Below are 21,642 nucleotides of genomic sequence, written 5' to 3'. Positions count from 1 at the left end.
CATGCCGGAGATGCCCGCGACCGAGGAGCAGCGGAAATGATGCGCATGGTTCCGATGTTCGCCGTCGCCTTGCCCTGCGGCGCCCTCGCGCTCTCGTCGGCCTGCTCCGACCCCGCTCCTCCCGCGCCGCAGCCCGATCCGCGGCCGACGCCCGCGGCGGAGGAGGCGGCGCGGTTCATCGAGGAGGCGGAGTCCGAGCTCCACCAGCTCAGCACCCACAACAACCGCGCCGCGTGGGTGGCGTCGACGTACATCACGGAAGACACGCAGATCCTCGCGGCCGCCGCGAGCGCGAAGCTGCTCACCGCGCAGGCCGACCTCGCCAAGCGGGCAGATCGCTTCCGCGACATCGAGCTCCCCCACGATGTGCGCCGGCGGATCGATCTCCTGCGCACGTCCCTTACGCTGTACGCCCCCGCCGATCCGGCGAGGACCCAGGAGCTCGCGACCATCGCGTCGAGGCTCGAGGCGGCGTACGGGGCAGGCAAGTACTGCCCCGCGGGCGGCCAGTGCCTCGACCTCGAGGCGCTCGGCAGGATCATGGCCAACAGCCGCGATCCGGAGGAGCTGAAGCGCGCGTGGGTCGGCTGGCGCACGGTGTCCGCGCCCATGCGCGCCGAGTACACGCGGCTCGTGGAGCTGGCGAACGAGGGCGCCCGCGAGCTCGGGTTCAAGGACACCGGCGACGCATGGCGCGCGAAGTACGAGCTGCCGCCGGGGGTGCTGCCGCGGGAGGTCGACCGCCTCTGGGCGCAGGCCAAGCCGCTCTACGACGCGCTCCACTGCTACGTGCGCGGCCGGCTCGCCGCGCGGTACGGCGCCGAGGTCGTGCCCGACGCGCGCCCGATCCGCGCCGATCTGCTCGGCGATATGTGGGCGCAGGACTGGACCAACATTTATGAGCTCGCCGAGCCCGAGGGGGCGGCGCCGATCTACGACCTCAGCGCCGCCCTTCGGGAGAAGGGGTTCACGCCGATCGAGATGGTGAAGACGGGTGAGCGCTTCTTCGTCTCGCTCGGCTTCGACCCGCTCCCGGCCACGTTCTGGCAGAGGTCGATGTTCGTCAAGCCGGCGGATCGCGACGTGGTCTGTCACGCGAGCGCGTGGAACATCGACGACGAGGAGGACGTGCGCATCAAGATGTGCATCGACATCACGGCCGACGATTTCCATACGATCCACCACGAGCTCGGCCACACCTTCTATCAGCTGGCGTACAACCAGCTTCCGCTCCTCTACCGCGACAGCCCCAACCCCGCGTTCCACGAGGCGCTCGGCGACACCATCGGACTGTCGGTCACGCCGGACTATCTCCAGCAGATCGGCCTCGTGTCCGAGCTGCCGCCTGCGTCGAGCGATCTCTCGCTCCTCCTCCGCCACGCCCTCGGCAAGGTGGCTTTCCTGCCGTTCGCGATCCTTGTCGACCGGTGGCGCTGGGGCGTCTTCTCCGGGGACATCCGGCCGGCGGAGTACAACAGCGCCTGGTGGGCGCTCCGGGCGAGGTACCAGGGGGTCACGCCGCCGGTGCCCCGCTCCGAGGCGGACTTCGATCCGGGCGCGAAGTACCATGTGGCGGCGAGCGTGCCTTATATCCGTTACTTCTTCGCCCACATCCTCCAGTTCCAGTTCCACCGCGGGCTCTGCGAGGCGGCGGGGTACAAGGGGCCGCTCCACCGCTGCACGATCCACGGCAGCGCGGAGGCCGGCGAGCGGCTCCGGCGGATGATGGAAATGGGGCGCAGCCGCCCGTGGCCCGAGGCGCTCGAGGCGGTGACCGGCTCACGGCAGATGGATGCGGCGGCGATGCTCGATTACTTCGCGCCGCTCAAGGAATGGCTCGATCAGCAGAACCGCGGCAAGACGTGCGGGTGGTAGCCGGCGGCCAGAGCGGGACGCGCGCGCGGTCCGGGCCTCAGGCCTGTGGCGGCGAGTAGAAGGAGAAGCGCGTGACGGCGCGGTAGCCCATCCGTTCGTACACGGGCCGCCCGATGTCCGTCGCGTGGAGGACGCTCCTCTGGAACCCCGTTCCCCTCAGCGCGTCGTCGAGGCAGCCGCGCATCGCCGCCTCGGCGTACCCTTTGCGCCGGTGCTCGGCCGCGGTGACGACGAAGCCCACGTAGCGGATCCCCTCCACGATGTACGTGGCCGCGGAGCACACGGGCTGGCCGCCCACGTAGCCGACCTGCCCGAACGCCCGGTCGCCCCACAGCGCCTCGTGGGCCACGGAGGCGCGCGCCGCGGCGATCGGGACGCCGTAGGTGATGGCGTTGAGGTCGGCGATGGCGGCGCGCGTCTCGGCGTCGGCCACGCGCCGGAGATCGAGGTCGGAAGGCGCGCGCTGCGGCGGGGCGATCGCGTCGGCCACCATGCCCGTGAGCGACACGGCCGGCTGGAAGCCGAGCCGGGCCAGGAGATCGGCGGTCGCGCCCGCGTCGCCGTCGGGCGACCAGCTATCGGACATCGCGAAGAGCCAGGGCACGCCGCCGGCCCGGGCGAGCTCGACGGCCCAGCGCGCCCGGCGCTCGAGATCCTGGAGGTCGGTGGCCGGCGAGGAGAGCGTGGCCACGTTGAGCAGGACCATGTCCGTGCCCGAGAGCACCACGGTGACACCGTCGGTGTGCTCGATCCGATGGCCGGGGAGTCCCTGGCTGAAAAGGATCCAGGCGGCCAGGAACTGAGCGTTGGACTCTTCGATCTCGATCGGGTCGGGCATGCGAAACCTCCTCCGGACGGAGGGTAACCGGAGCGGGCCGTCCCGGGATCGAGAGAGAGAACGGGGCGCGCGGGTTTCCGCGTGGCTCGCTCACTCCTCGGGCCTTTCACGGCTCGACCTCTTCCAACGTGTGGCAGTAGTGGCACGAGAAGTCGCCGGTCTCGGTCATCGGGTCGAACCTCGGGATCTCGAGCAGCGCGGCCATCTCGGGCACGACCCTCTCGTACATGAAGGTGCTGAACCTCTCGCGCTCCGGGTGCGCCGGGTCGGCCACCCACTCGAGGAAGCCGTCCGGGGTGGCGGGGAGCGGGGCGATCTGCGGGGTCGGCATCGCGTAGCCGCGCGCGACCGCGTCGCTGCCGTGGCACGTCTCGCAGGTCATGTTCTCGTACTTTGCGTCGTACTCGACGAAGACCTCCGTCATCCGCGGCAGGACGACGTCGGTCATGAACTCGCTGCGCTCCTCGAAGCTCATGTCCTTCCACGCGACGGGCTCGTCCTCTCCCCCGCACGCGGCGCCGAGGAACAGGCACGCCGCCATCGAGATGCGCCTCAGGGCCGTGTCGCCGCTCCTCGCCTGGCGACCGGAGGGCGCCGGGCGGGCCAGCGGAGCCGCATCGGTGTTCGCGTCGTGGGTCGCCGGTGCCGCGGTGTTCATGGATCGCATCGTCGTGTCTCCTCGGGTCTGGTCGAAGGGGGGCGCCCGGACGGTCCCGGCCGGATGCGCCGTGGGTCTACCGGAGCGACGAACGGGCGATCGCGAGATCGACACGCGGGCGATCTTTTTTGCGATGTTATGTAAGTGTATGAAATGACATCGTTTGTGGCCGCGCGTGGGCGCGGAGCCGGCGCGCGCGGGGCGGGCCAGGCGTTCCACCACCCCATCGCCGCGCGCCGCGCCGGCCGCCCGGGTGCCTACGCCGGCGGGGTCGCCGCGATCTCGCGCTGCAGCGAGCGGTCGAAGACGAACGTCCCGAAGGGGACGATCGACGACGCGAAGGCGAGCGACGAGCGGCCGAGCGACCACCGGCGCGCGACGGCGGCGCGGAGGAGCGCGGCGAGGAACAGCACGAAGAGCAGGCCGTGGGCGCTGCCGACGACGCGCACGGCGAGCGGGAGGTCGGCGAGGTACTTGAGCGGCATCGCGATGAAGAGGAGGAGGAGGTAAGACACCCCTTCGAGGATCGCGATGAGGCGGAGCTGGCGGAGCGCGGTCATGACGGGACGGTAGGGCAGGCGGCAGGGAAACTCATCGGGGTCGTCTCCTCCTTCTCACGAAGGCGGCGTCAGGCCTCACGAAGGCGGCGCCAGGAGCTCACGAGGCGTGTCGAGGCCGGCGACGGGCTGGAAGGCGGTGAGCGGGGCGCACAGCAGTGCCTCGGCGCACGGCGCGATGACCTCGCGTACGGCGGTGACATGGCAGCGCGCCCGCTCCGCCTCGGTGAGCCGGCCGTGGTCGCCCCACGCGGCGGCGTCGACCCCGGCGCGCTCCGGACCGCGCGCAGCGAGCGCCTCGGCGAGCGCCTCGTCGAACGCGCGCGCGACGGCCGCGCGCACCGGCGCGCCGCCGCGCGCGAGGGCCCAGCGCACGAACGCCCAGGCGAGCTCGGCGTGGGTGGACTCGTCGGCGGCGATCTTGCTCAGGGCGCGGCGCGCCTCGCGGTCGCGCGCGCGGCCCCACATCGCGTCCGCCTGCACCGCGGCGAGCGTCTCACCGACGCAGCCCTCGCGCACCGCGCTGGCCGCGGCGCCGGCGAGCGTGGGCGCGTCGAGCGCGCCGTCCATGGCGAGCGCCCCCGGGCCGAGCGGCCGGCCGGCGTAGCGGCTCGCGAGCGTGAAGCAGGCGCGGGCGTGCTGAAGCTCGTCGGCGAGGGCGCGCTGCGCGGCGTCGATCAGGGCGGGCGGCGCGCCGAGGGCGAGCAGATCGAGGGTGAAGCGCGCGAACGACGCGATCGACGCGTGCTCCAGGCGAGCGTCGGCGAGCCACGCCTCGGCGAGGGCGGCGCGCGTCGCGGGATCGAGCGCGAGCGGCTCGTCCGCCGCGGCGTCGAGCGCCCAGTCGGGCCGCGCCTCGACCCCGGCCAGGCGCGGCGCGCCGTCCACGAGGAACGGGCGGCCGCAGGCGCCGATGCCCGGGTCGTTGACGTCGTAGCAGCACTGCCCGTCCTCGAGCCGGCCGTTCTCGTAGCCGACGCAGGACACGGGGTTCGGGTGGTACTCGCTCGGGCAGGCCTCGGCGCCTCCCCCCGCGCCGCCGGCGCCGGCGGCAGTGCCGGCGCTGGCCCGGACCTCTTCCAGCGAGAAGCACCTCGTCTCCCCGGTGGTGCCCTGACCGCCGGCCCCGCCGGTGCCTGCCGCGCCGCCGGTGCCTGTCGCATCGCCGGTGCCTGTCGCATCGCCGGTGCCCGTCGCGCCACCGGCGCCGCCGGTCCCCCCCGCGCCGCCGGCGCCGCCGCTGGCGGCGTCTTGGCAGCCGAACGCCAGCGAGAGGCCCGTGAACATGCCGGTTCCCACGATCTGCATGATGCGCGCGCGCAGCTCTCTGCTCATGGTGATGTGCCTCTCTCGATGTGCCGCCAGCGGCCCCTCGGCGTCCTGACAAGGATCGGGACGTCCGGTCCGCGACGCAAGATTCCTGGCACCCCCGCCCCCACGGCGCGCGGCGCTCCGCGGCCCGCGCCGGGCGAGGCGGCGGCCTCGCGCCGGCGGCGCCGGGCTCACTCGTGGTCGAGCAGCGAGACGGCGAAGCCCGGGTAGGGATCGCCCGGGAAGTAGTAGTCGCCCGGGAGGCGATAGCCGACGAGGAGAGCGCTCGAGACAGGATCGTGGCGGACCACGACGGCTGCGCCCAGGTCGAGGGAGTGCATCCGCTGGGACTCGACCGTCCGAGAGGCGATATCGACCCGCTGGACGAGGCAGCCGGCCTCGCACGGAGGATCGAGGTAGAAATTCCCGGACACGCTCACCAGCCCGTACAGCTTGCCCTCGGCGTCGTTGTCCATGCCGACGAAGCGCTGGGCGCCGAGGAGCGTCCCCAGGGCGCCGTCGCGGAGGAAGCACTCGGCGTCGAAGCTGCTCGCTGCAGGGCTGCACCGAGGGCCGTAGATGCGGAGCATGAGGCCCTCGTGCGTCACGAGGTGGGTGGGCGGGCTGCCGTTGAAGGCATAGACGTCCGTGACGGCGAAGTCTCCGTGATAGGGCGACTCGTTCACGTACTGGGCCTCGCCCGTGTCGAGCACGGAGTACAGGTGGAAATCCGAGGGCGAGGAGTCGACAGTGACCGTCACGAAGTCGTCGGTCCCCGGGATGCGGCGCATGGGGATGCCGTTGTACGTGTACTTGTCGGAGGAGGCCACGAACGCCCCGGTCCGTGCGTCGTACGCGGTGAAGATGCGATCCCAGTCGTTGGTCGGGCCGCAGAGGAAGCGGTGATCGCTGACGAGCACGGCCGACGCGCACTCCTCGGCGAGGTCGCCCTCGGTGATCTTCGACAGCGCGAGATCGTAGCTCGCGAATCGGGCCCTGTCCGCGACGACGAGGATCTCGCGGCCGGGGTCCGTCATCGATGACCGACGACGAGCCGCATCCCAGACCGAACACGAGTCCTGCCAGCAAGCAGGGCTGTCTCGTGGATCTCATCTCGTTCGACGCTCCTTGTCGTTGAAGGCTCAGCGACCGTGGCGGGCCCGCGATCCGCCGGTGTCGGGCGGCGCATGGTCATTGTCCGTTGATGCTGCAAATGTGCGAATTGCGTGGATCAGAAACCCACCTTGGCGAGGAACGTGTCCTGCGCCGTCGCGGCGACGAGCGTGCTCTCCCCGAGGGTGATCGAGCCTGCGAAGGTGCCGGCGATCACCGCGCTGCCTTCCGCGGAGACGGCGAGGTGCCTCACGCGCTGATCGCCCGCGTCGCCGTAGGTCTCGACGAAGACGGCGTTGCCGTCGGGGTCCAGCCTGGCCAGGTAGATGTCCTCGCCGCCGGCGCTCGTGAGCGTGTCGGCGCCGAGGCCGAGCGTGCCGGTGCCGGTGAACGACCCCGCGAGGACGACATTCCCGGGCCCGTCGACGCCCAGCCGCAGCTCCTGCACCGACAGGAACCACCGGCTCCAGAGGGAGGTCGCTGCGCCGTCGAGCTTGCTCACGCGGCGCGCGCCGCGTGAGTCGGCGCTGCCGAGCACGGTGTTCTCCGACGCGTCCATGGCGAGCTGCCAGGTCTCCGCTGTGGTGCCAACGCAGGTCCGGTCGAGCACCTCGCCGGCGGGGCTCAGCGTGATCAGGTCCCCGCAGACCCTGTGGACCAGCTCCCCGGCGACGAGCTGAGAGGCGCTCACGCTCCCGACGGTCACGATATCGCCGTTCTCACGCGTGGTGATGTCGCCGAGGAGCTCGAAGTCGTCGTCGTCGCCGAGCCTCCTCTGCCACGTGGTGGCCCCTGTCGCGCCGTCGAGCTTGCGGACGAAGCCATGGCCGGGAGATTGCTCGGTCGCGCCCGCCAGGAACACGTCCCCTGCGGCGTTCATCGCCACCGCCCTCCCGCTCTCGAGGACCGCAACGTAATCGCGGTGCCAGAGGAGACCGCCTGACGGATCGAGCTTCGCGACGCGGTGATAGAGCTCGTAGTACGAGAAGTCGTCGAGATGATCGAGATTGAGGACGGTCCCGAGCAGCGCGATGTTCCCCGACGCGTCCGTGGCGATATCGATGGCCGCGTGGTCTTCGCCCTCGAACGTGTTCGCGAAGAGGACATTTCCGCTCGGATCGAACTTCGCGACGAACGCCTCGGTGCCTGCGGTCCGGGGCAGGAGGGGGCCGGCGCCGAGGTCCACGGGGCTCGTGAACGAGCCGGCGACGATCGTGTTCTCGAAGGCGTCCACGGCGACAGCGGTGATCGAGGCGCCGGAGAGCTGCTTGACCCAGTGCGCGATGATCCGGGGAGCGCAGTCGCTGCCGTTCTCGTTCACCTCACCGTCGCAGTCGTCGTCGATCGGGGTCGCGCACGACTCCGGCTGCGGGAGCACATCGCCCTCGCACGGCCCGAGGCTCGTGCCCTGCGCGTTGCAGAGCGCCGTGCCAGGCGTGCACGCCCCGACGTTCTCTTTGCTCGGCGGGCCGGAGTAACACGAGACGCGCTGGTTGGGCGGGCAGACGCAGCTCTCGCCTTCCTCGTTCACCTCACCGTCGCAGTCGTCGTCGATCGGGGTGAGGCACGTCTCCGGCGCGGGCAGCACCTCGCCCTCGCAGCGGCCGAGCTGCGTGCCGTCCGGCTGGCAGCGCGCCGTGCCGCCGGCGCAGCGGCCGACGCCCTCGGTGCCGGCAGGGCCGGAGTAGCAGGGGACGACCGCATCGGGGACGCAGGCGCAGCCGGCGCCCTCCTCGTTCGTCTGGCCGTCGCAGTCGTCGTCGACCGGCGTGAGGCAGGTCTCCGCGGCCGGCAGCACCTCGCCCTCGCACGGCCCGAATCCCGTGCCCTGCGCGTCGCAGCGCGCGGTGCCGCCGGCACAGCGGCCGGTGCCCTCGGTGCCGGGGGGCCCTGAGTAGCAACGGATGACCTCGCCAGGGAGGCAGGCGCAGCCGTCGCCCTCCTCGTTCGCCTGGCCGTCGCAGTCGTCGTCGACCGGCGTGGCGCACGTCTCCGGGCCTGGCAGCACCTCGCCGATGCAGGGGCCAAAGCCGCTGCCGTCCTCCCTGCACTGCGCCTTGCCGGCCGTGCACGCGCCGACGCCGAGCGTATCGAGGCCGCCGGAGTAGCAGAGCACCTCGGTTCCTGGGACGCAGACGCAGTCGGCGTCATCTCCGTCCGCCACTCCATCGCAGTCCTCGTCGTCTGCCACCGAGCAGTCCTCGTGCGCCGGCAGCACCTCGCCCTCGCAGGGGCCGTAGTCGGTCCCGGAGTCGTTACACGTCCGCAGTCCGGCCGTGCAGCGTCCGACGCCCTGCGTGCCCGGCGGGCCCGAGTACGGGCAGGCGACCTGGGAGCCAGGGATACAGACGGCCCCGCCGCCACCCTGACCGCCGTCGCCCCCGTCGCCGCCCGAGCCGCCGTCGCCGCCGACGCCCCCGTCGCCACCCGACCCGACATCGCCTGAGCTGCTGACGCTGGTGTCGCCGCCCGATCCGCCAGAGCCGCCGGACCCGCCGGACCCGCCGACGCCCCCGTCGCCGTCATTGTTCGGCGTACACCCGGCCACCACGCCGAGCAGGAGCGCCGCCCACCGCCGCCGTCCGTGCGATGCCACCACCGTGTCGAAGGGAACCAATCGATCTGTATTTTCCCGCATGGGTCCTGTGATGCGCGCGTCCGCGGAGCCGTTCACGGGCCGGCGTCGTCCGCGCAGTAGGCTGCAACCGCAGCGTTCGTGAGGGGTGAAGCTGTCACGGGGTGAAGGGCGCCTTCAGCGGTGCCACCGGAAGAGCCGGAGGCTCAGCGCGAACGTCGCGATCGTCCAGCCGGCGAGGACGGCGAGGCCGCCGGCGAGCTGGCCGGGATCGGTGACGCCGAAGAGCAAGGTCTCGCGGATGAGCCGCACCATCTGCGTGCTCGGCAGCAGGGCGCCGAGGGCGGCGAGCGGGCGGGGGAGCGACGAGAGCGGGAAGAAGATCTCCGACAGGAAGACGATCGGCAGGTTCACCGCGCTGATGATGTCGACCACCAGGTCCTCGGTCGTGATGACGCAGGCGAGCACGAAGCCCGCGCCCATGAACGCGAGCAGGCCGAGCAGCGAGACCAGCGCCACCCACAACGCCGAGGCCGCGGTGAACGGCACGCCGAAGAGCAGCGCGCCGGCCGCGGCGACGAGGGCGATCTGCCCGAGGACGAGGACGGAGCGCGCCGCGATCTGCGCCCCGACGAAGACCGCCTTCGGCATCGGCGTCGTCGCGAGCTTCTTCAGGAAGCGGTTCTGCCGGTAGAGCACCATCGTGTAGCCGGTCGCGAAGAGGCCGGCGAGCATGACGCTGAACGTGAGGATCCCCGGGAAGAGATAGTGGACGTACCCCCAGCGCGGGACCTCCACCACGGCGAGCTCCGCCTGCACGCCGGGCGACGCGGCGATCCCCCGCCCGAAGATCCGGTCGCGGGGGCCGACGAGCACGCGGCCGGGCGCCCCGTCGCCGGGGACCACGAGGACGGCGCTCGCGGTCCGCGCGTGGAGGTGCGCCAGCCCCTCGGCCTCGCTGCGCACGCGGAGGAGCCGCACGTCGCGGGCGAGCTCGGCGTCGAGGGCCGCGAGCGGGCGCGCGGCGTCGTCGTGTGCGCCGCGCGCGGGGACGACCGCGATCGTCCGCTCCTCGAACGGGTGGCCGTTCATGAACACGAGGCCCATGACCACGAGGAGCGCGACCGGGAACAGCAGCACGAAGCTGGCCGAGCTCGCGCTCCGCAGCACGTCGAGCAGCCGGAGGCGCGCGAAGGCCCAGAACGCGCTCATGACGCCTCGTGCGCCTCGCCGTCGCGCATCCGGACGGCGCAGAAGTGGAAGAACGCGTCCTCGACCCCGAGCCCGGTCCGGCGGCCCTCGGGCACCGCGGCCACGAGCTCGTCCCGGGCGCCGCTCGCCCGGAGCTTGCCGCCGACAAGGAAGAGGAGGTGGTCGCAGAGGGCGTCCGCCTCGCGCAGGTCGTGCGTCGTCATGAGGACCGTCCGCTCGCGGGCCACGCCGCGCAGCAGCTCGCCGACCTCCTGCTTGCTCGCTGGATCGAGCGGCGCGGTCGGCTCGTCGAGGAAGAGCAGGTCGGGCTCGTGCACCAGCGCGGCGGCGATGAAGAGGCGCGCCGCCTCGCCGCCCGACAGGCGCGCCATCGGCACCGCCGCGCGCGCGGCGAGGCGCGCCCGCTCGAGGATGCGCGCCGCGCCGTCGCGGATGCCGTAGATCGCGGCGAAGAGCCCGGCGTACTCCCGCGTCGTGCAGCGATCGAGCTGCACCTCCTTCTGCATGACGACGCCGACCCGCCGCCGCGGGTAGGGCGGGATCGGCGCGCCGAAGAGGCGGATCGCGCCGCGCGTCGGCTCGCTGAGGCCCTCCAGGATGTCGAGCAGCGTCGTCTTGCCGGCGCCGTTCGGGCCGAGGATGCCGACGAGGCCCGGTCCCTCGACGCGGAAGCTCACGTCCGAGAGCGCCGCGACGTCGCCGAAGGTCTTGGTGAGCGACTCGACGGCGACGACCTCGTCCGGCGCGCGGGGCATACGCGAGAGCTTACCAGGTCGGACGGCACAGGATGTCCGGCGGCTCTCTCGGATCCTGGCGGGTCACGGTGGAAAGAAGAGCAGGCCGCGTCATCGATCGCGATCGCCGGGAGCGGTCGTCGAGGCGACCGGGGACGAGTCGATGAACGCTCGGATCGCCGGGATCATCTCCTCCGCGGCGTCCTCGAAGAAGAAGTGGTCCGCGTCGGGGAGCTCGATCGTCCTGTGGTCCGGGAAAGCCGCCTCGAACCGGGCGCGGTCGCTGCCGGGAAACCCCACGTCCTTGAGCGCCCAGAAGATGAGCGCCTTCCTGTCCGCGAGCCGGGGAAGGCCGGCCTCGACCTCCTCGAAGTAGTCGGTGGCGGCGGTGATTTGCCCCGGATAGAAGGCCGCGATGCCGCGGCGATCGAGCGGTCGAAACGGCCGGACGTAGACATCGGCGACGTCGGCGGGGAGCTCCCGGACGATGCCGTTGTCGATCCCGAGCGCGGCGAACGCGTTGAAGTTCACCTGCGCGAACTCGCCGACAGGGCCGCCGACGATCATCGAGAACTTGCCGCGGGGCGTGTCCGTGCTCGTCGGCCACGCCCACGTGCTCCCGAGGACGACGCGCCGCACGAGCTCGGGGCGGCGCCCCGCGAACCCGAGGCCGATGGGTCCGCCCCAGTCCTGCATGACCAGGGTGATGTCGCGCAGGCCGAGCCGATCGACGAGCTCCTCGACGACGCGGCTCTCCTCGCGGGGCGTGAAGCCGAACCCGGCCGGCGCCTCGGACAGGCCGAAGCCCGGGTAATCGAGCGCGACGCATCGGTACGATCCCCGGAGCTCGCGGATGAGATCGCGCCACTGGAACGACCACGCCGGGTTGCCGTGCAGGAAGAGGAGCGTCTCGCCCTGGCCTTCGTCCACGTAGTGGACGCGCGCCCCGCTCGGGAGCTCGACGAACCTGTGATCGGCGTCGAACATCGCGCGCGGGATCTCGAAGGCGAGCCCCTGGGAACCGCGCGGCACGCCGCGCTCGGTCGAGAGCGCGCCGGCGAGGGCGACGAGCTCGAGCGCGCCGAGCGCCGCGAGGGCGACCGCGCCGGCGCGCGAAGGGCGCGGCCGGTCGACGAGGCGAGGGACGAGCAGCGCCAGCGCCACGGCGACGACGATCACGGCCGGGAGCGCGGCGGCGGCGAGGCCGCGGGGGCCGGCGACGGCCATCCCCAGGAGGACGCCCGCCGCGAGCCCGGCGAGGACCGCCGCCAGCGAGAGGCGCGGCCGCGCGGAGCGCGCGGCGAGGGCGCGGTAGAGGAACGCCGCGACGACCGCGGCGACGACGCACGCGGGGGTGACGACCGCGTAGCGGAGCGCGGGGAAGAAGGCGATGCCGCGCGCGTGCGGCGCCGCCAGCACGGCCATCGTGGCCAGCAGGACGACGGCGACGGACGCGGTGAGCCCGGCGCGGAGGGCGCGCAGCGAGCCCGCGCCGGTCCGTCTCGTGGCCGATGTGTCGATCAGGGGTGCTCGGGTCTCGGTGATCAAGGGTTGTTCCTCCGAGCCCACCATGCGCCCGGCGCCATCATGCTTCCAATACATGCTACTCATGTCAGTCATGCACGATGGACATGACGTCCGCGAGCTCGCCGCCCTGGACCTCAACCTGCTGGTGGTGCTCGACGCGCTGCTCGCCGAGCGGCACGTCACCCGCGCCGCCGCGCGCCTCGGCATGACCCAGCCGGCGTGCAGCCACGCGCTCGGCCGGCTGCGCCGCGCGCTCGGCGATCCGCTGCTCGTGCGCGGCGCGCGCGGCGCGATGCTGCCCACGCCGCGCGCCGAGGCGCTCTCGCCCGGCCTGCGCGCCGCGCTGCGCGGCCTGGCCAGCGCGGTGCGCGGCGAGGCGCGCTTCGATCCCGCGACGGCGCGGCGCACCTTCCGGATCGCGTCCGGCGACTATGCGGAGCTGGTGCTGCTGCCGCCGCTCCTGTCGCTCCTGGCCGGCGAGGCCCCCGGCGTCGACGTCTGGATGATGCCGCTGGCGCTGACCCGGGAGGGGGTGGTCGCGCAGCTCGCGTCGGGCGCCGTCGACGTCGTGATCGGCCCGCCTCGCCGCGGCTGGCCCGAGGGCCTCTACGTCCGCCCGCTCTTCGAGGAGCGCTTCCGCTGCGTGGTGCGGCGCGACCACCCGGCGGCGCGCAGGCGCCTCACCCTGGACCGCTACTGCGCGCTCTCGCACCTGCTCGTGGCGCCGCGCGGCACGCCCGGCAGCCTGGTCGACGACGCGCTGGCGGCGCTCGGGCGCAGCCGGCGCGCGGCGGCGGTGGTCCCGCACTTCCTGGTGGCGCCGCACGTCATCGCCGCCACCGACCTGATGGCCACCCTCGGCGCCCGCATCGTCGACGCCACCGCGGCGCCGCTCGGCCTGGCGGTGCTGCCGCCGCCGCTCGAGCTGGCCAGCTTCTCGTTCGCGATGATCTGGCACGAGCGCACGCACCACGATCCGGCGCACCGCTGGCTGCGCGATCAGGTCGCGGGGGCGGCGCGCTGAGAAGACCTGAGGGGAGGGGATGAACCATGTCTGACGGGCCCGCGGTGCCCTGGTCCGGCGCCCGGCGCTCGCCCGCGGCGCGCGAATCCTCACCAGCGCGCCTCACCCTGATACCCTCGTCGCCGATGGCGACCGACCGGCTGATCCACGAGACAACGAGCCTCTGTCCGGCCTGCAAGATCGCCGTCCCCGCCCGGGTCGTCGCGGCGCCCTCCGGCGAGGTCTGGATGCGCAAGGCGTGCCCCGACCACGGCCCCCACGAGGTCCGCCTCTCGACGAGCGCCGCCTGGTACGAGGCGACGCGCGCCATCGCGCCCATCCCTGCGCCGCCCGCGGCGCCGCGGCGCCCGATCGAGCACGGCTGCCCGTTCGATTGCGGCCCGTGCGAGAGCCACACCCAGCGTATCCGCATGCCGGTCGTCACGATCACCAGCGCCTGCGACCTCGATTGCCCCATGTGCTACGTGCACAACCGGAACGACGGCGCGTTCTTCATGAGCAAGGCCGAGTTCGGGGACGTGCTCCGCCACCTCGTCTCCGGCGCCGGCGGCGATCTCGACCTCATCAACCTCACCGGCGGCGAGCCCACGCTCCACCCCGAGCTGCCCGAGCTCGTCGCCATGTGCAAGGACGCCGGCATCCACCGCGTCAGCATCTGCAGCCACGGCTTCGGCCTGCTCAGGAACGACGCGCTGCTCCGGCGCCTCGCCGAGCTCGGCGCCCGCGTCGCGCTCTCGTTCGACACGTTCGACGACGCCACCGACAGGGCCCTGAACGGCGTCAGGAGCGTCGACAAGAAGCTCGCCTGCCTCGAGCGGCTCGACGCCGCCGGCGTCGACACGACCCTCATCCCGGTCATGACCCGCGGCCTCAACGACCACGAGATCGGCCGCATCGTCGAGCTCGGCCTCCGGTTCGGCTGCGTCCGCCACCTCGAGGTCCACACGATGACCTTCACCGGCCAGAGCGGCGTCGCCTTCGATCGTCGCGGCCGCATCTCCACCCTCGAGGTCCTCGAGCGCATCGCCGAGACCACCGGCGGCCTCCTGTCGCCCGGCGACTTCGTCCCGTCGCCGTGCGCGCACCCGCTCTGCTACCAGATCGCCTACCTGCTCCTGGATCCGGCCGGCGGCCCGCCGATCCCGTTCACCCGGTTCATGAGCCGCGAGGCGCTCTATGCCTGCCTCGGCGACCACCTCTACCTCGAGCCGAGCGCCCGCCTCGAGCGCGCCATGCAGGACGCGATCGACGCGCTCTGGTCGCGCGGCGACGACGACCGCGCCCTCGGCCTCCTGAACGGCCTCCTGCGCGCGCTGTTCCCGGCGAAGAAGCCGCTCCGCAGGGAAGAAGCCCTGCGCGTCAGCGAGCGCGCGGTGAAGGCGGTCTACGTCCACTCGCACATGGACGAGGAGACGTTCGACGTCGAGCGCGCGGCCCAGTGCTGCGACAGCAACTGCTACGCCGACGGCAAGACGGTGCCCGTCTGCAACTACAACGTGCTCTACCGGGAGAAGGAGCCGAGGTTCATGAGCGTGCCGAGGACGTGGTCGGATCGATCCGGCGGGAGGCGCGCCCTCCCGCTCCTGTCGCCGTCGCCCCGCCGGGAGGCCCCGTGAGCGCCGCCGCGCGCCTGCTCGACGGCAAGCGCTGCCTCGTCACGGGCGGCTCCCGCGGCCTCGGCCGCGCGATCGCCCTCGCGTTCGCCAGGCACGGCGCGCGCGTCGGCTTCACCTACGCGACCGACGACGCGGACGCCGCGGAGGCCACGAGGCAGCTCACCGCCGCCGGCGCCGCGCCGCTCGTCTTCAAGGGCTCGGTGGCCGACGCCGCCCACGTGAAGGACACCCTCGCCGCGCTGCACCGCGCCTGGGGCGGGCTCGACGTGCTGGTCAACAACGCCGGCATCACCCAGGTCCTGCCCATCTCGCTGCTCGAGGAGGAGGACTGGGACCTCGTGATGGACGTGAACGTCAAGGGCGCCTACCTCATGAGCCGCGCCGCGCTGCGCCACATGATCCGCGAGAAGCGCGGCGTCATCCTGAACATCGGCAACTTCGCCTCGGAGCGCGTGATCGAGGCGCCCGTCCACTACGCCGCCTCGAAGTCGGCCCTGCGCGGCCTCACCGAGGCGCTCGCGCGCGAGGTCGGCCGGCACGGCGTGCGCGTGAACCTCCTCGGCCCCGGCCTCCTCGAGGAGGGCATGGCGCAGGGGCTCCCGCAGCACCGCCAGGACGAGTACGTCGCGCATACAGGCCTCAGGCGCCTCGGCCGCCTCGATGAGCTCGCCGAGCTCGCCGTGTTCCTGTGCTCCGACGAGGGCGCCTTCATGAGCGCCGCCAAGCTCGTCGCCGACGGAGGGCTCTGACATGGACTCGCACGAGGACATCCTGCGCGACGGCTTCGACGACTACCGCGCCTTCGTGAACCCGCTCATCGCGCAGCGGGCGAGGCTCGCCCGCGAGCCGATCCGGGTCGTGCGCGCCGAGGACGGCCTCCTCGTCGACAGCGAGGGGCTCGTGATCGAGGACTTCCACGGCACCCAGGCGTTCGGCCACCGCAACCCGGAGGTCGCCCGCGCCCTGCGCGCCTTCCTCGACTCGGACGCGCCCTCCTGGTACCCGTCGCGCGTCAACCCGTTCGCCGGCCGCCTGGCGCGCCGCCTCTGCGAGCGCGCGGGCCACTACGACAACGTCTTCTTCGGGTGCACCGGCAGCGACGCCGTCGAGGCGTCGCTCAAGCTCGCCCGCGCCCTCACCCGGAAGCCCGTCCTCGTCGGCCTGACCGGCGCCTACCACGGCTGCTCCTACGGGAGCGTCTCGTTCATGGGCGCGGGCTACCTCCGCGACCCGTTCGTGCCCCTCCTGCAAGGCGCCACCTCGATCCCCTTCGGCGACGTCGACGCGCTCGCCCGCGTGCTCGCCGGCGGCGACGTGGCCGCCGTCCTCGTGGAGCCCATCCAGGGCGAGGGCGGCGTGCGCGAGCTGCCGCCGCCCTTCGTCGAGGCGCTCTGCGACCTCACCGCGAAGCACGGCGCGCTGCTCATCGCCGACGAGGTGCAGACGGGCCTCGGCCGCACCGGGCGCGGCTTCCTCGCGACCGAGCGGTGGCCGCGCCGGCCCGACGTGGTCCTCCTCGCCAAGCAGCTCGGCGGCGGCCTCCTGCCGCTCTCGGCGATGCTCACGCGGCGCGAGATCTTCGTTCGCGCCTACGGCAGGGAGTTCGCCGCGGGCGAGAGCCACAACAACACCATGGGTTACAACGCGCTCTCCGCCGTCGCGGGCCTCGCCACGCTCGACCTCGTCACGGACGAGCTCATCGCGACCATCCGCGACACGGGCGCGCACCTCCGCGAGCGCCTCGAGTCGGCGCTCCGGCCGAACCGGCTGTTCAAGGAGGTGCGCGGCGCGGGCCTCATGCTCGGCGTGCAGCTCGAGACCCCGGACCACCCCTGGCTCTCCTTCGAGCACTTCGGCTTCCCCGATCTCGCGCACATGTCGGTCGTGTCGCCGCTCGTGTGCCACCGCCTCTACCGCCGCGGCTTCTTCTGCTTCACGTGCGGCCACGACTGGACGATCTTCCGGCTCCAGCCCCGGTTCGACATCCCGCGCGCGACGCTCGACGCGTTCGTCGACGCCGCGGCCGACGCGCTCGCGTACGTGGAGGGCCTGACATGAAGCACGCCGTCGTCTTCGGGGGCACGGGCGCCGTCGGCGCCGCGGTGCTGCGCGCGCTCGCCTCGCGCGGGGCGAGCGCCACGTTCACGTTCTTCCGGGGCGAGGACCGCGCGGCCGCGCTCTCGCGCGAGCTCGGCTTCCGCGCCGTCCGGCTCGACCTCACCGACGCCGCCGCGCTCCGCGCCTTCGTCGCCCGGCTCGGCGCGGACGAGCCCGCGCCCGGCGCGGCGATCCACTGCGCCGGGACCCTCGATCCCACGCCGGGGCTCGAGCTGTCGGACGAGGCGTGGGACCGGGCCTACGCGGTGAACGCCCGCGCCGCCTTCCTCGTCGCGCGCGACGTCGGCGCGCTCATGGCGCGGGGCGGCGGCGGCGAGATCGTCCTCGTGGGCGGGCTCGATCGCGCGCAGTCGCTGCCGATCCCTGTCGCGTTCGCGGCGAGCCAGGGGATGATCGCGGCCACGGCCATGGCGCTCGCGAAGGAGCTCGGCCCGCGTCAGGTCCGGGTCAACATGGTGGCGCTGGGCCTGCTCGACGCCGGGCTATCGACGCAGCTCGACGCGGATCTCCGCGCCGATTTCCTCGCGTTCTCGGCCCTGCGGCGCCTCGGCACGCCGGACGAGGCCGCGCGCGCGATCGCCTGGCTCGCCCTTCACAACACGTACGTGAGCGGCAAGGTCATCCCCGTGAACGGCGGCATCTGACCGACGCGCGCCAGCGCGTCGTCGCCCGCGGCGTGCCCGCTGCGGAGGTCGCCGAGCCGGCGCGGCGTGAAGCGGAGGTCGTCGAAGACGGCGGTGCAGCCGTCGCCCGCCGGCGACTGCGCCGAGAAGCCGACCGAGAGCTCCGTGGCGATGCCGAGCGAGAAGCTGCGGACGAGCTGCCACGTCGATCCGTCGGTGGAGGCGTGGAACGCGCACGCGCGCCCGAGCCGCGAGACGCGCAGCCACACGTGGTCCTTGTGGACGGCGAACGACCTGCGGCTCTCCGACAGGCCGCGCGTCACCACCGAGACGACCGTCGGCTCGCGCTCCGGCGAGAGCTCGAAGCAGAGCTTCGCCCACGAGCGCTCGTGCGCCCAGAGCAGCAGCACGCCGGCGTCGCGCGCGTACGCGAAGCTCACGGCCACGCGCGCGCTGGCGAGGAAGTCCCCGTGCGGCGTCCCGAGCAGGCGCGGCGCGTTCAGGGCGCCGGGCGCGCGCTCCGGATCGAGGAGCAGGTCGGTCTCGCCGTCCGCCGTGACGGTCAGGCTCGACGCCTTGCCCACGCTCCAGCTCCTGGGCGGAACCTCCCAGCGGAGCGGCGCCGGAAACGGCGCCAGATACACAGGTGCACCCACGTTGTCTCCCCCCTGCATGACGCGATGCTACCAGGAGTCTGCTCCTGTCTTGTCAACGAATCGTTTCGATGTGTATGCAGGATCTCGCTCGCATGCGAATTACCGTCCTTTTGATCTCCTGCTGCCTGGCTGTAGTTCTGCCCGGCTGCTTGACGTCGAGGCGCGCGCCGCCGGAGTTCCTGCTGGCGCCGGGGGAGGTGCGGACGTCGTCGGGGGGCAGCAACGACTACGCCGGCGCCGCGGCGACCCTCGCTGCAGCGGCCGGGGCGACCGTGGCGCAGCGCGAGGCGTACGACATCTGTTACGCGTCCTGTCAGAGCGGGACGGCGTGTGATCCCGAGACGGGCCTGTGCGTGCGGCTGCCGTGCGGGGGGAAGTGCCCGGCGGACCGCCGCTGCGCGATCGTCGAGGGGAAGGAGACCTGCGTCCTCGGAGAGCCCGACCGCGGCGTGGTGCCGCTGGAGCCGGGGCCCAGGGCAGGGGACCCCGCGCCGGCAGGGCCGGCCGTCGGGGCGCCGGGTCCGCGCGCGAACTGAGCGCGGCGGCGACATCGCAGCTCGCTGGCGGAGCGGCGGCCGCCCCCGTCGCTATCTCCGCGAGAGGTCGAGCAGCGCCCTCACGCGCGAGTACGCGACGTACGGGTTGTCCCCGGAGCCCCCCAGATCGTCGCCGTCCTCCCCCGCGCCCTGGGCCCTCACGGGGATCCAGAAGTAGTCCGGGTGCATCAGCTTTCCGTTCACGCCATTCGCGAGCGCGGGGTTCTGGATCCACTCGCCGCCGAGCACCGTCAGCCGGTCGTCGAGCTCGAGCACGTAATGGAGCTCCGAGGTGACGAGCGGCACGTTGCGCAGCGCGGCCGGCTGGAGCAGCGCCGCGGTGCTCACCTCGTCCGAGATCATCCCGTAGCGCGCCGCCACGCGCACGAAGCGCCGCGCGCTCGGGTTGAACCGGTAATTGTAGCAGTCTGCCCCCTGGAACCCGCCGTTACAGACGAGCCGCGCTGCCTCCTGCGCGCTCACCTCGTCGATGGTGTCGATGGTGAACGACGTGACCGGGTAGCTCCACACCTCGCGGTGCCACGTGTAGTCGACCACGAACGCGCGCCGCCCGCGCCCGCTCGACGCGGCGCTGATCGAGCTCGCGCCCAGGCCGAGGAGGCCGGTCATCGCCACGTGCATCGTCCCGGGGTTCAGGTCGCGGCACGCCGGATCGATCGGCCTGCCGTAGTGGTCGCGCAGCACGCGATCCTCCCGCGCCTCGCAGCGGCGCCCCGAGAAGGTGGCGGCGTCGTGGTGGTACAGCTCGGTCATGAGCGCCTCGATGTCCGCCATGTGGAACAGGACGCACCCCGTCTCGACCGACGCGCACTCGACCAGCGTGTCGCCGGAGCGCCGCACGCGGACGTCGCGCCGCGGCGGGCCGCCGCCCTCCGCCACCACGTAGGCCGCCCAGCCGTTGCAATGGCCCCACCAGTACTCCGGGGTGACGCCCTGATACAGGCCGTGGTTCCGCAGCTCCCAGTGCGTCGTCGGCCCCGCCACCCGCGTGGCCCGTGGAGAGCCCGGCCCCTCTGGCCGGCTCCGCTCGCCGGCGGCCGCGCCCGCGACCGGCTCGATCGACCGCGCCTGTCCCGCGTAGAACAGGAGATCATATTTCTCCGCCGGAGATAGGTTGTCCGGATCCGAGGTCAGATCGCCGTAGTCCTTCACGAAGGAGTTCCACCGGTCCGCGATGCCGTTCCTGCTGTGGGGCCACCACTGCGAGGCGAAGGGGCCCGCGGCCTGGCCTTGCAGAAGGGTCGAGTTCAGCGCGGCGTAGGAGCCCCGCAGCTCCGGGTGCAGGCTCGTGGGGAGGTTCGCGGCGTCCATCGGCTCGCGCGTCCCGGTCAGCGGGATGAGGAGCGTGTGTGAGCCGCCGAGACGCTGGCCTGCCTCCGGCGAGAAGCCGAGCACGTACGGTATCGTTCCACCCTCGATGAAGCGCGCCTCTCCCTGCCTCGCGCCGCCCTGGAGCGCGGCCGCGCTCTCGTGCTCCCGCTCGTGCTCCTGCTGGTCCAGACCCATGCAGCCCAGCGCGAGAACCGCTGAGCCGACCGCCACCGCCCCGATGCGCAATGTCATGGCTGCTTCTCCCCCCCCCGCACGCCTACCCTGTGTCACCCGCGTCGCCGATGTCTGCAGAGGTCGGGCCAGCGGAGACGTGGATGCGTCGCGCAATCGATGCACGCGCGCGCGGCCGAGCTGCGGTGATGGTCTCGTTCCTCCTTTGCGTTCCCCCTTTGGGCTCGCGCGCATGCGCTCCAGACGTCCAGACGTGCGCTCACGCGTTTCCGTCCGCTCACGTCGCGCGGCGGCGGTCTATCGACGGAGCTCGACGGAGGAGGTCTCGCTCGGGAAGATGTCCTCTGGCGAGCGCGCCCATTCTGTCGAGCTCGTCTGCCGGGGAGATCCGCCTCTGCGCCCCGGAGACGAAGAGAGCGGGCGCCCGGTGCCGACCCGTTCAGGGCGAAAGGCCCGGGACGAGACCACCCAGGCGGAGCCCCCCGTCGGGTTGACACCGGCGCGGGGCGTCGGTAGCTTCTCTGCCGCGAAATCGGCGGAACCGGAGAGCGAGCGGCGCGAGCCGTGACTCTGGACCGTTCGGCCGACCGTCCTCGAAGGAGGCGGTTGACAGCACCGCGACAAACCGATAAACGACTTGTCGCGAATCGGCGGACCGGAGAGCTCGACAGCGGAAACGCCGTGACTCTGGGCCGCTCGGGCACCACACCAGCGACCTCACCAGGAGGCGCCTGGTGGACGGTCAACCTCCTCGAAAGAAAAGGTTGACAGACTCGGGACGGGTCGTTAGAACGGCCGCCCCCGAATCGGCGGAACCGGAGCGCGGCAGCGGAGGCGCTGCAACTCTGGACCGCACGGGTGCCCTCACCAGGGCGATGTTGGAGCGCCTGGTGAACGGTCGACCTTCTCGAAAGAAAAGGTTGACACATTCGAGACGGGCCGTTAGAAAGCCCGCCCCGAATCGGCGGAGCCGGAGAGCCGGCAGCGGAGGCGCTGCAACTCTGGGCCGCACGGGATTCGCTCATCGAGGCGACGTTGGAGCGCCTGGTGAACGGTCGACCTTCTCGAAAGAAAAGGTTGACACATTCGAGACGGGCCGTTAGAAAGCCCGCCCCGAATCGGCGGAGCCGGAGAGTCGGCAAGCG

18 protein-coding genes are annotated in these 21,642 nt (G+C 72.5%); 7 read left to right on the top strand and 11 right to left on the bottom strand.

The genetic code is table 11. The features are described 5' to 3' along the window. The first annotated feature begins 36 nt into the window (after positions 1-36). A complete protein-coding gene (locus WME76_RS16985; protein ID WP_437961133.1) occupies positions 37-1,875 on the top strand; it encodes a M2 family metallopeptidase in 1,839 nt (612 codons plus the stop codon). Positions 1,876-1,912: 37 nt separating this feature from the next. Here WME76_RS16985 and WME76_RS16980 read toward each other — a convergent pair whose 3' ends face one another. The 9 genes from WME76_RS16980 to WME76_RS16940 form a co-directional block, all read right to left on the bottom strand. Continuing rightward, positions 1,913-2,713: a GNAT family N-acetyltransferase gene (locus WME76_RS16980; protein ID WP_437961132.1), complete on the bottom strand. Its 801-nt coding sequence runs from the start codon at positions 2,711-2,713 to the stop codon at positions 1,913-1,915. A 106-nt stretch (positions 2,714-2,819) separates the two neighbouring features. Then, a complete protein-coding gene (locus WME76_RS16975) occupies positions 2,820-3,371 on the bottom strand; it encodes a hypothetical protein (RefSeq protein ID WP_437961131.1) in 552 nt (183 codons plus the stop codon). Positions 3,372-3,628: 257 nt separating this feature from the next. Then, positions 3,629-3,931, bottom strand: coding sequence for a DUF3817 domain-containing protein (locus WME76_RS16970; protein ID WP_437961130.1), 303 nt, complete (start codon positions 3,929-3,931; stop codon positions 3,629-3,631). 75 nt (positions 3,932-4,006) lie between these two features. After that, positions 4,007-5,263, bottom strand: a complete 1,257-nt coding sequence (locus tag WME76_RS16965; RefSeq protein WP_437961129.1) for a ferritin-like domain-containing protein — start codon at positions 5,261-5,263, stop codon at positions 4,007-4,009. 167 nt (positions 5,264-5,430) lie between these two features. Then, positions 5,431-6,276 carry a hypothetical protein gene (locus WME76_RS16960; RefSeq protein WP_437961128.1) on the bottom strand — a complete coding sequence of 282 codons (846 nt, stop codon included), beginning with the start codon at positions 6,274-6,276 and terminating at the stop codon, positions 5,431-5,433. Between the two features lie 194 nt (positions 6,277-6,470). Next, positions 6,471-8,948: a MopE-related protein gene (locus WME76_RS16955; RefSeq protein WP_437961127.1), complete on the bottom strand. Its 2,478-nt coding sequence runs from the start codon at positions 8,946-8,948 to the stop codon at positions 6,471-6,473. A gap of 156 nt (positions 8,949-9,104) precedes the next feature. After that, the gene (locus tag WME76_RS16950) at positions 9,105-10,139 is read right to left on the bottom strand and encodes an ABC transporter permease (RefSeq protein ID WP_437961126.1); all 1,035 of its coding nucleotides are present in this window, start codon (positions 10,137-10,139) and stop codon (positions 9,105-9,107) included. Next, entirely contained in the window at positions 10,136-10,894 is a 759-nt protein-coding gene (locus WME76_RS16945; RefSeq protein WP_437961125.1) for an ABC transporter ATP-binding protein, read from the bottom strand. The genes WME76_RS16950 and WME76_RS16945 overlap by 4 nt, the downstream gene beginning before the upstream one ends. 90 nt (positions 10,895-10,984) lie before the next feature. After that, positions 10,985-12,421: an alpha/beta fold hydrolase gene (locus WME76_RS16940; RefSeq protein ID WP_437961124.1), complete on the bottom strand. Its 1,437-nt coding sequence runs from the start codon at positions 12,419-12,421 to the stop codon at positions 10,985-10,987. Positions 12,422-12,491: 70 nt separating this feature from the next. On the opposite strand from WME76_RS16940, the gene WME76_RS16935 reads away from it, so the two are divergent. Genes WME76_RS16935 through WME76_RS16915 form a run of 5 tightly spaced genes read left to right on the top strand, consistent with a single transcriptional unit; the run spans position 12,492 to position 17,802 of the window. After that, positions 12,492-13,424 carry a LysR family transcriptional regulator gene (locus WME76_RS16935; protein ID WP_437961123.1) on the top strand — a complete coding sequence of 311 codons (933 nt, stop codon included), beginning with the start codon at positions 12,492-12,494 and terminating at the stop codon, positions 13,422-13,424. Positions 13,425-13,450: 26 nt separating this feature from the next. Then, the gene (locus WME76_RS16930) at positions 13,451-15,040 is read left to right on the top strand and encodes a radical SAM protein (RefSeq protein WP_437961122.1); all 1,590 of its coding nucleotides are present in this window, start codon (positions 13,451-13,453) and stop codon (positions 15,038-15,040) included. After that, positions 15,037-15,789: an SDR family NAD(P)-dependent oxidoreductase gene (locus tag WME76_RS16925; RefSeq protein WP_437961121.1), complete on the top strand. Its 753-nt coding sequence runs from the start codon at positions 15,037-15,039 to the stop codon at positions 15,787-15,789. Before WME76_RS16930 ends, WME76_RS16925 begins: the two co-directional genes overlap by 4 nt. Position 15,790: 1 nt before the next feature. Further along, on the top strand, positions 15,791-17,098 hold the full coding sequence (locus WME76_RS16920; RefSeq protein ID WP_437961120.1) for a class-III pyridoxal-phosphate-dependent aminotransferase: 1,308 nt from the start codon (positions 15,791-15,793) through the stop codon (positions 17,096-17,098). Further along, positions 17,095-17,802 (top strand): SDR family NAD(P)-dependent oxidoreductase, encoded by a 708-nt coding sequence (locus tag WME76_RS16915; protein ID WP_437961119.1) that lies wholly within the window; start codon positions 17,095-17,097, stop codon positions 17,800-17,802. The genes WME76_RS16920 and WME76_RS16915 overlap by 4 nt, the downstream gene beginning before the upstream one ends. On the opposite strand, the gene WME76_RS16910 is transcribed toward WME76_RS16915, so the two are convergent. After that, a complete protein-coding gene (locus tag WME76_RS16910; protein WP_437961118.1) occupies positions 17,751-18,455 on the bottom strand; it encodes a DUF1349 domain-containing protein in 705 nt (234 codons plus the stop codon). The two genes, WME76_RS16915 and WME76_RS16910, sit on opposite strands and share 52 nt — an antisense overlap. Positions 18,456-18,529: 74 nt before the next feature. Between WME76_RS16910 and WME76_RS16905 the strand changes: the two genes are divergently transcribed. Next, the gene (locus tag WME76_RS16905; RefSeq protein WP_437961117.1) at positions 18,530-18,973 is read left to right on the top strand and encodes a hypothetical protein; all 444 of its coding nucleotides are present in this window, start codon (positions 18,530-18,532) and stop codon (positions 18,971-18,973) included. A 51-nt stretch (positions 18,974-19,024) separates the two neighbouring features. Here WME76_RS16905 and WME76_RS16900 read toward each other — a convergent pair whose 3' ends face one another. Continuing rightward, on the bottom strand, positions 19,025-20,557 hold the full coding sequence (locus tag WME76_RS16900) for a hypothetical protein (protein ID WP_437961116.1): 1,533 nt from the start codon (positions 20,555-20,557) through the stop codon (positions 19,025-19,027). Positions 20,558-21,642 lie beyond the last annotated feature (1,085 nt).

The organism is Sorangium sp. So ce119, assembly GCF_051524405.1.
Classification (GTDB): domain Bacteria; phylum Myxococcota_A; class Polyangia; order Polyangiales; family Polyangiaceae; genus Sorangium; species Sorangium cellulosum_G.
The sequence above is the reverse complement of the archived record's forward strand: the minus strand, read 5'-3'. Positions and strand labels throughout refer to the sequence as shown.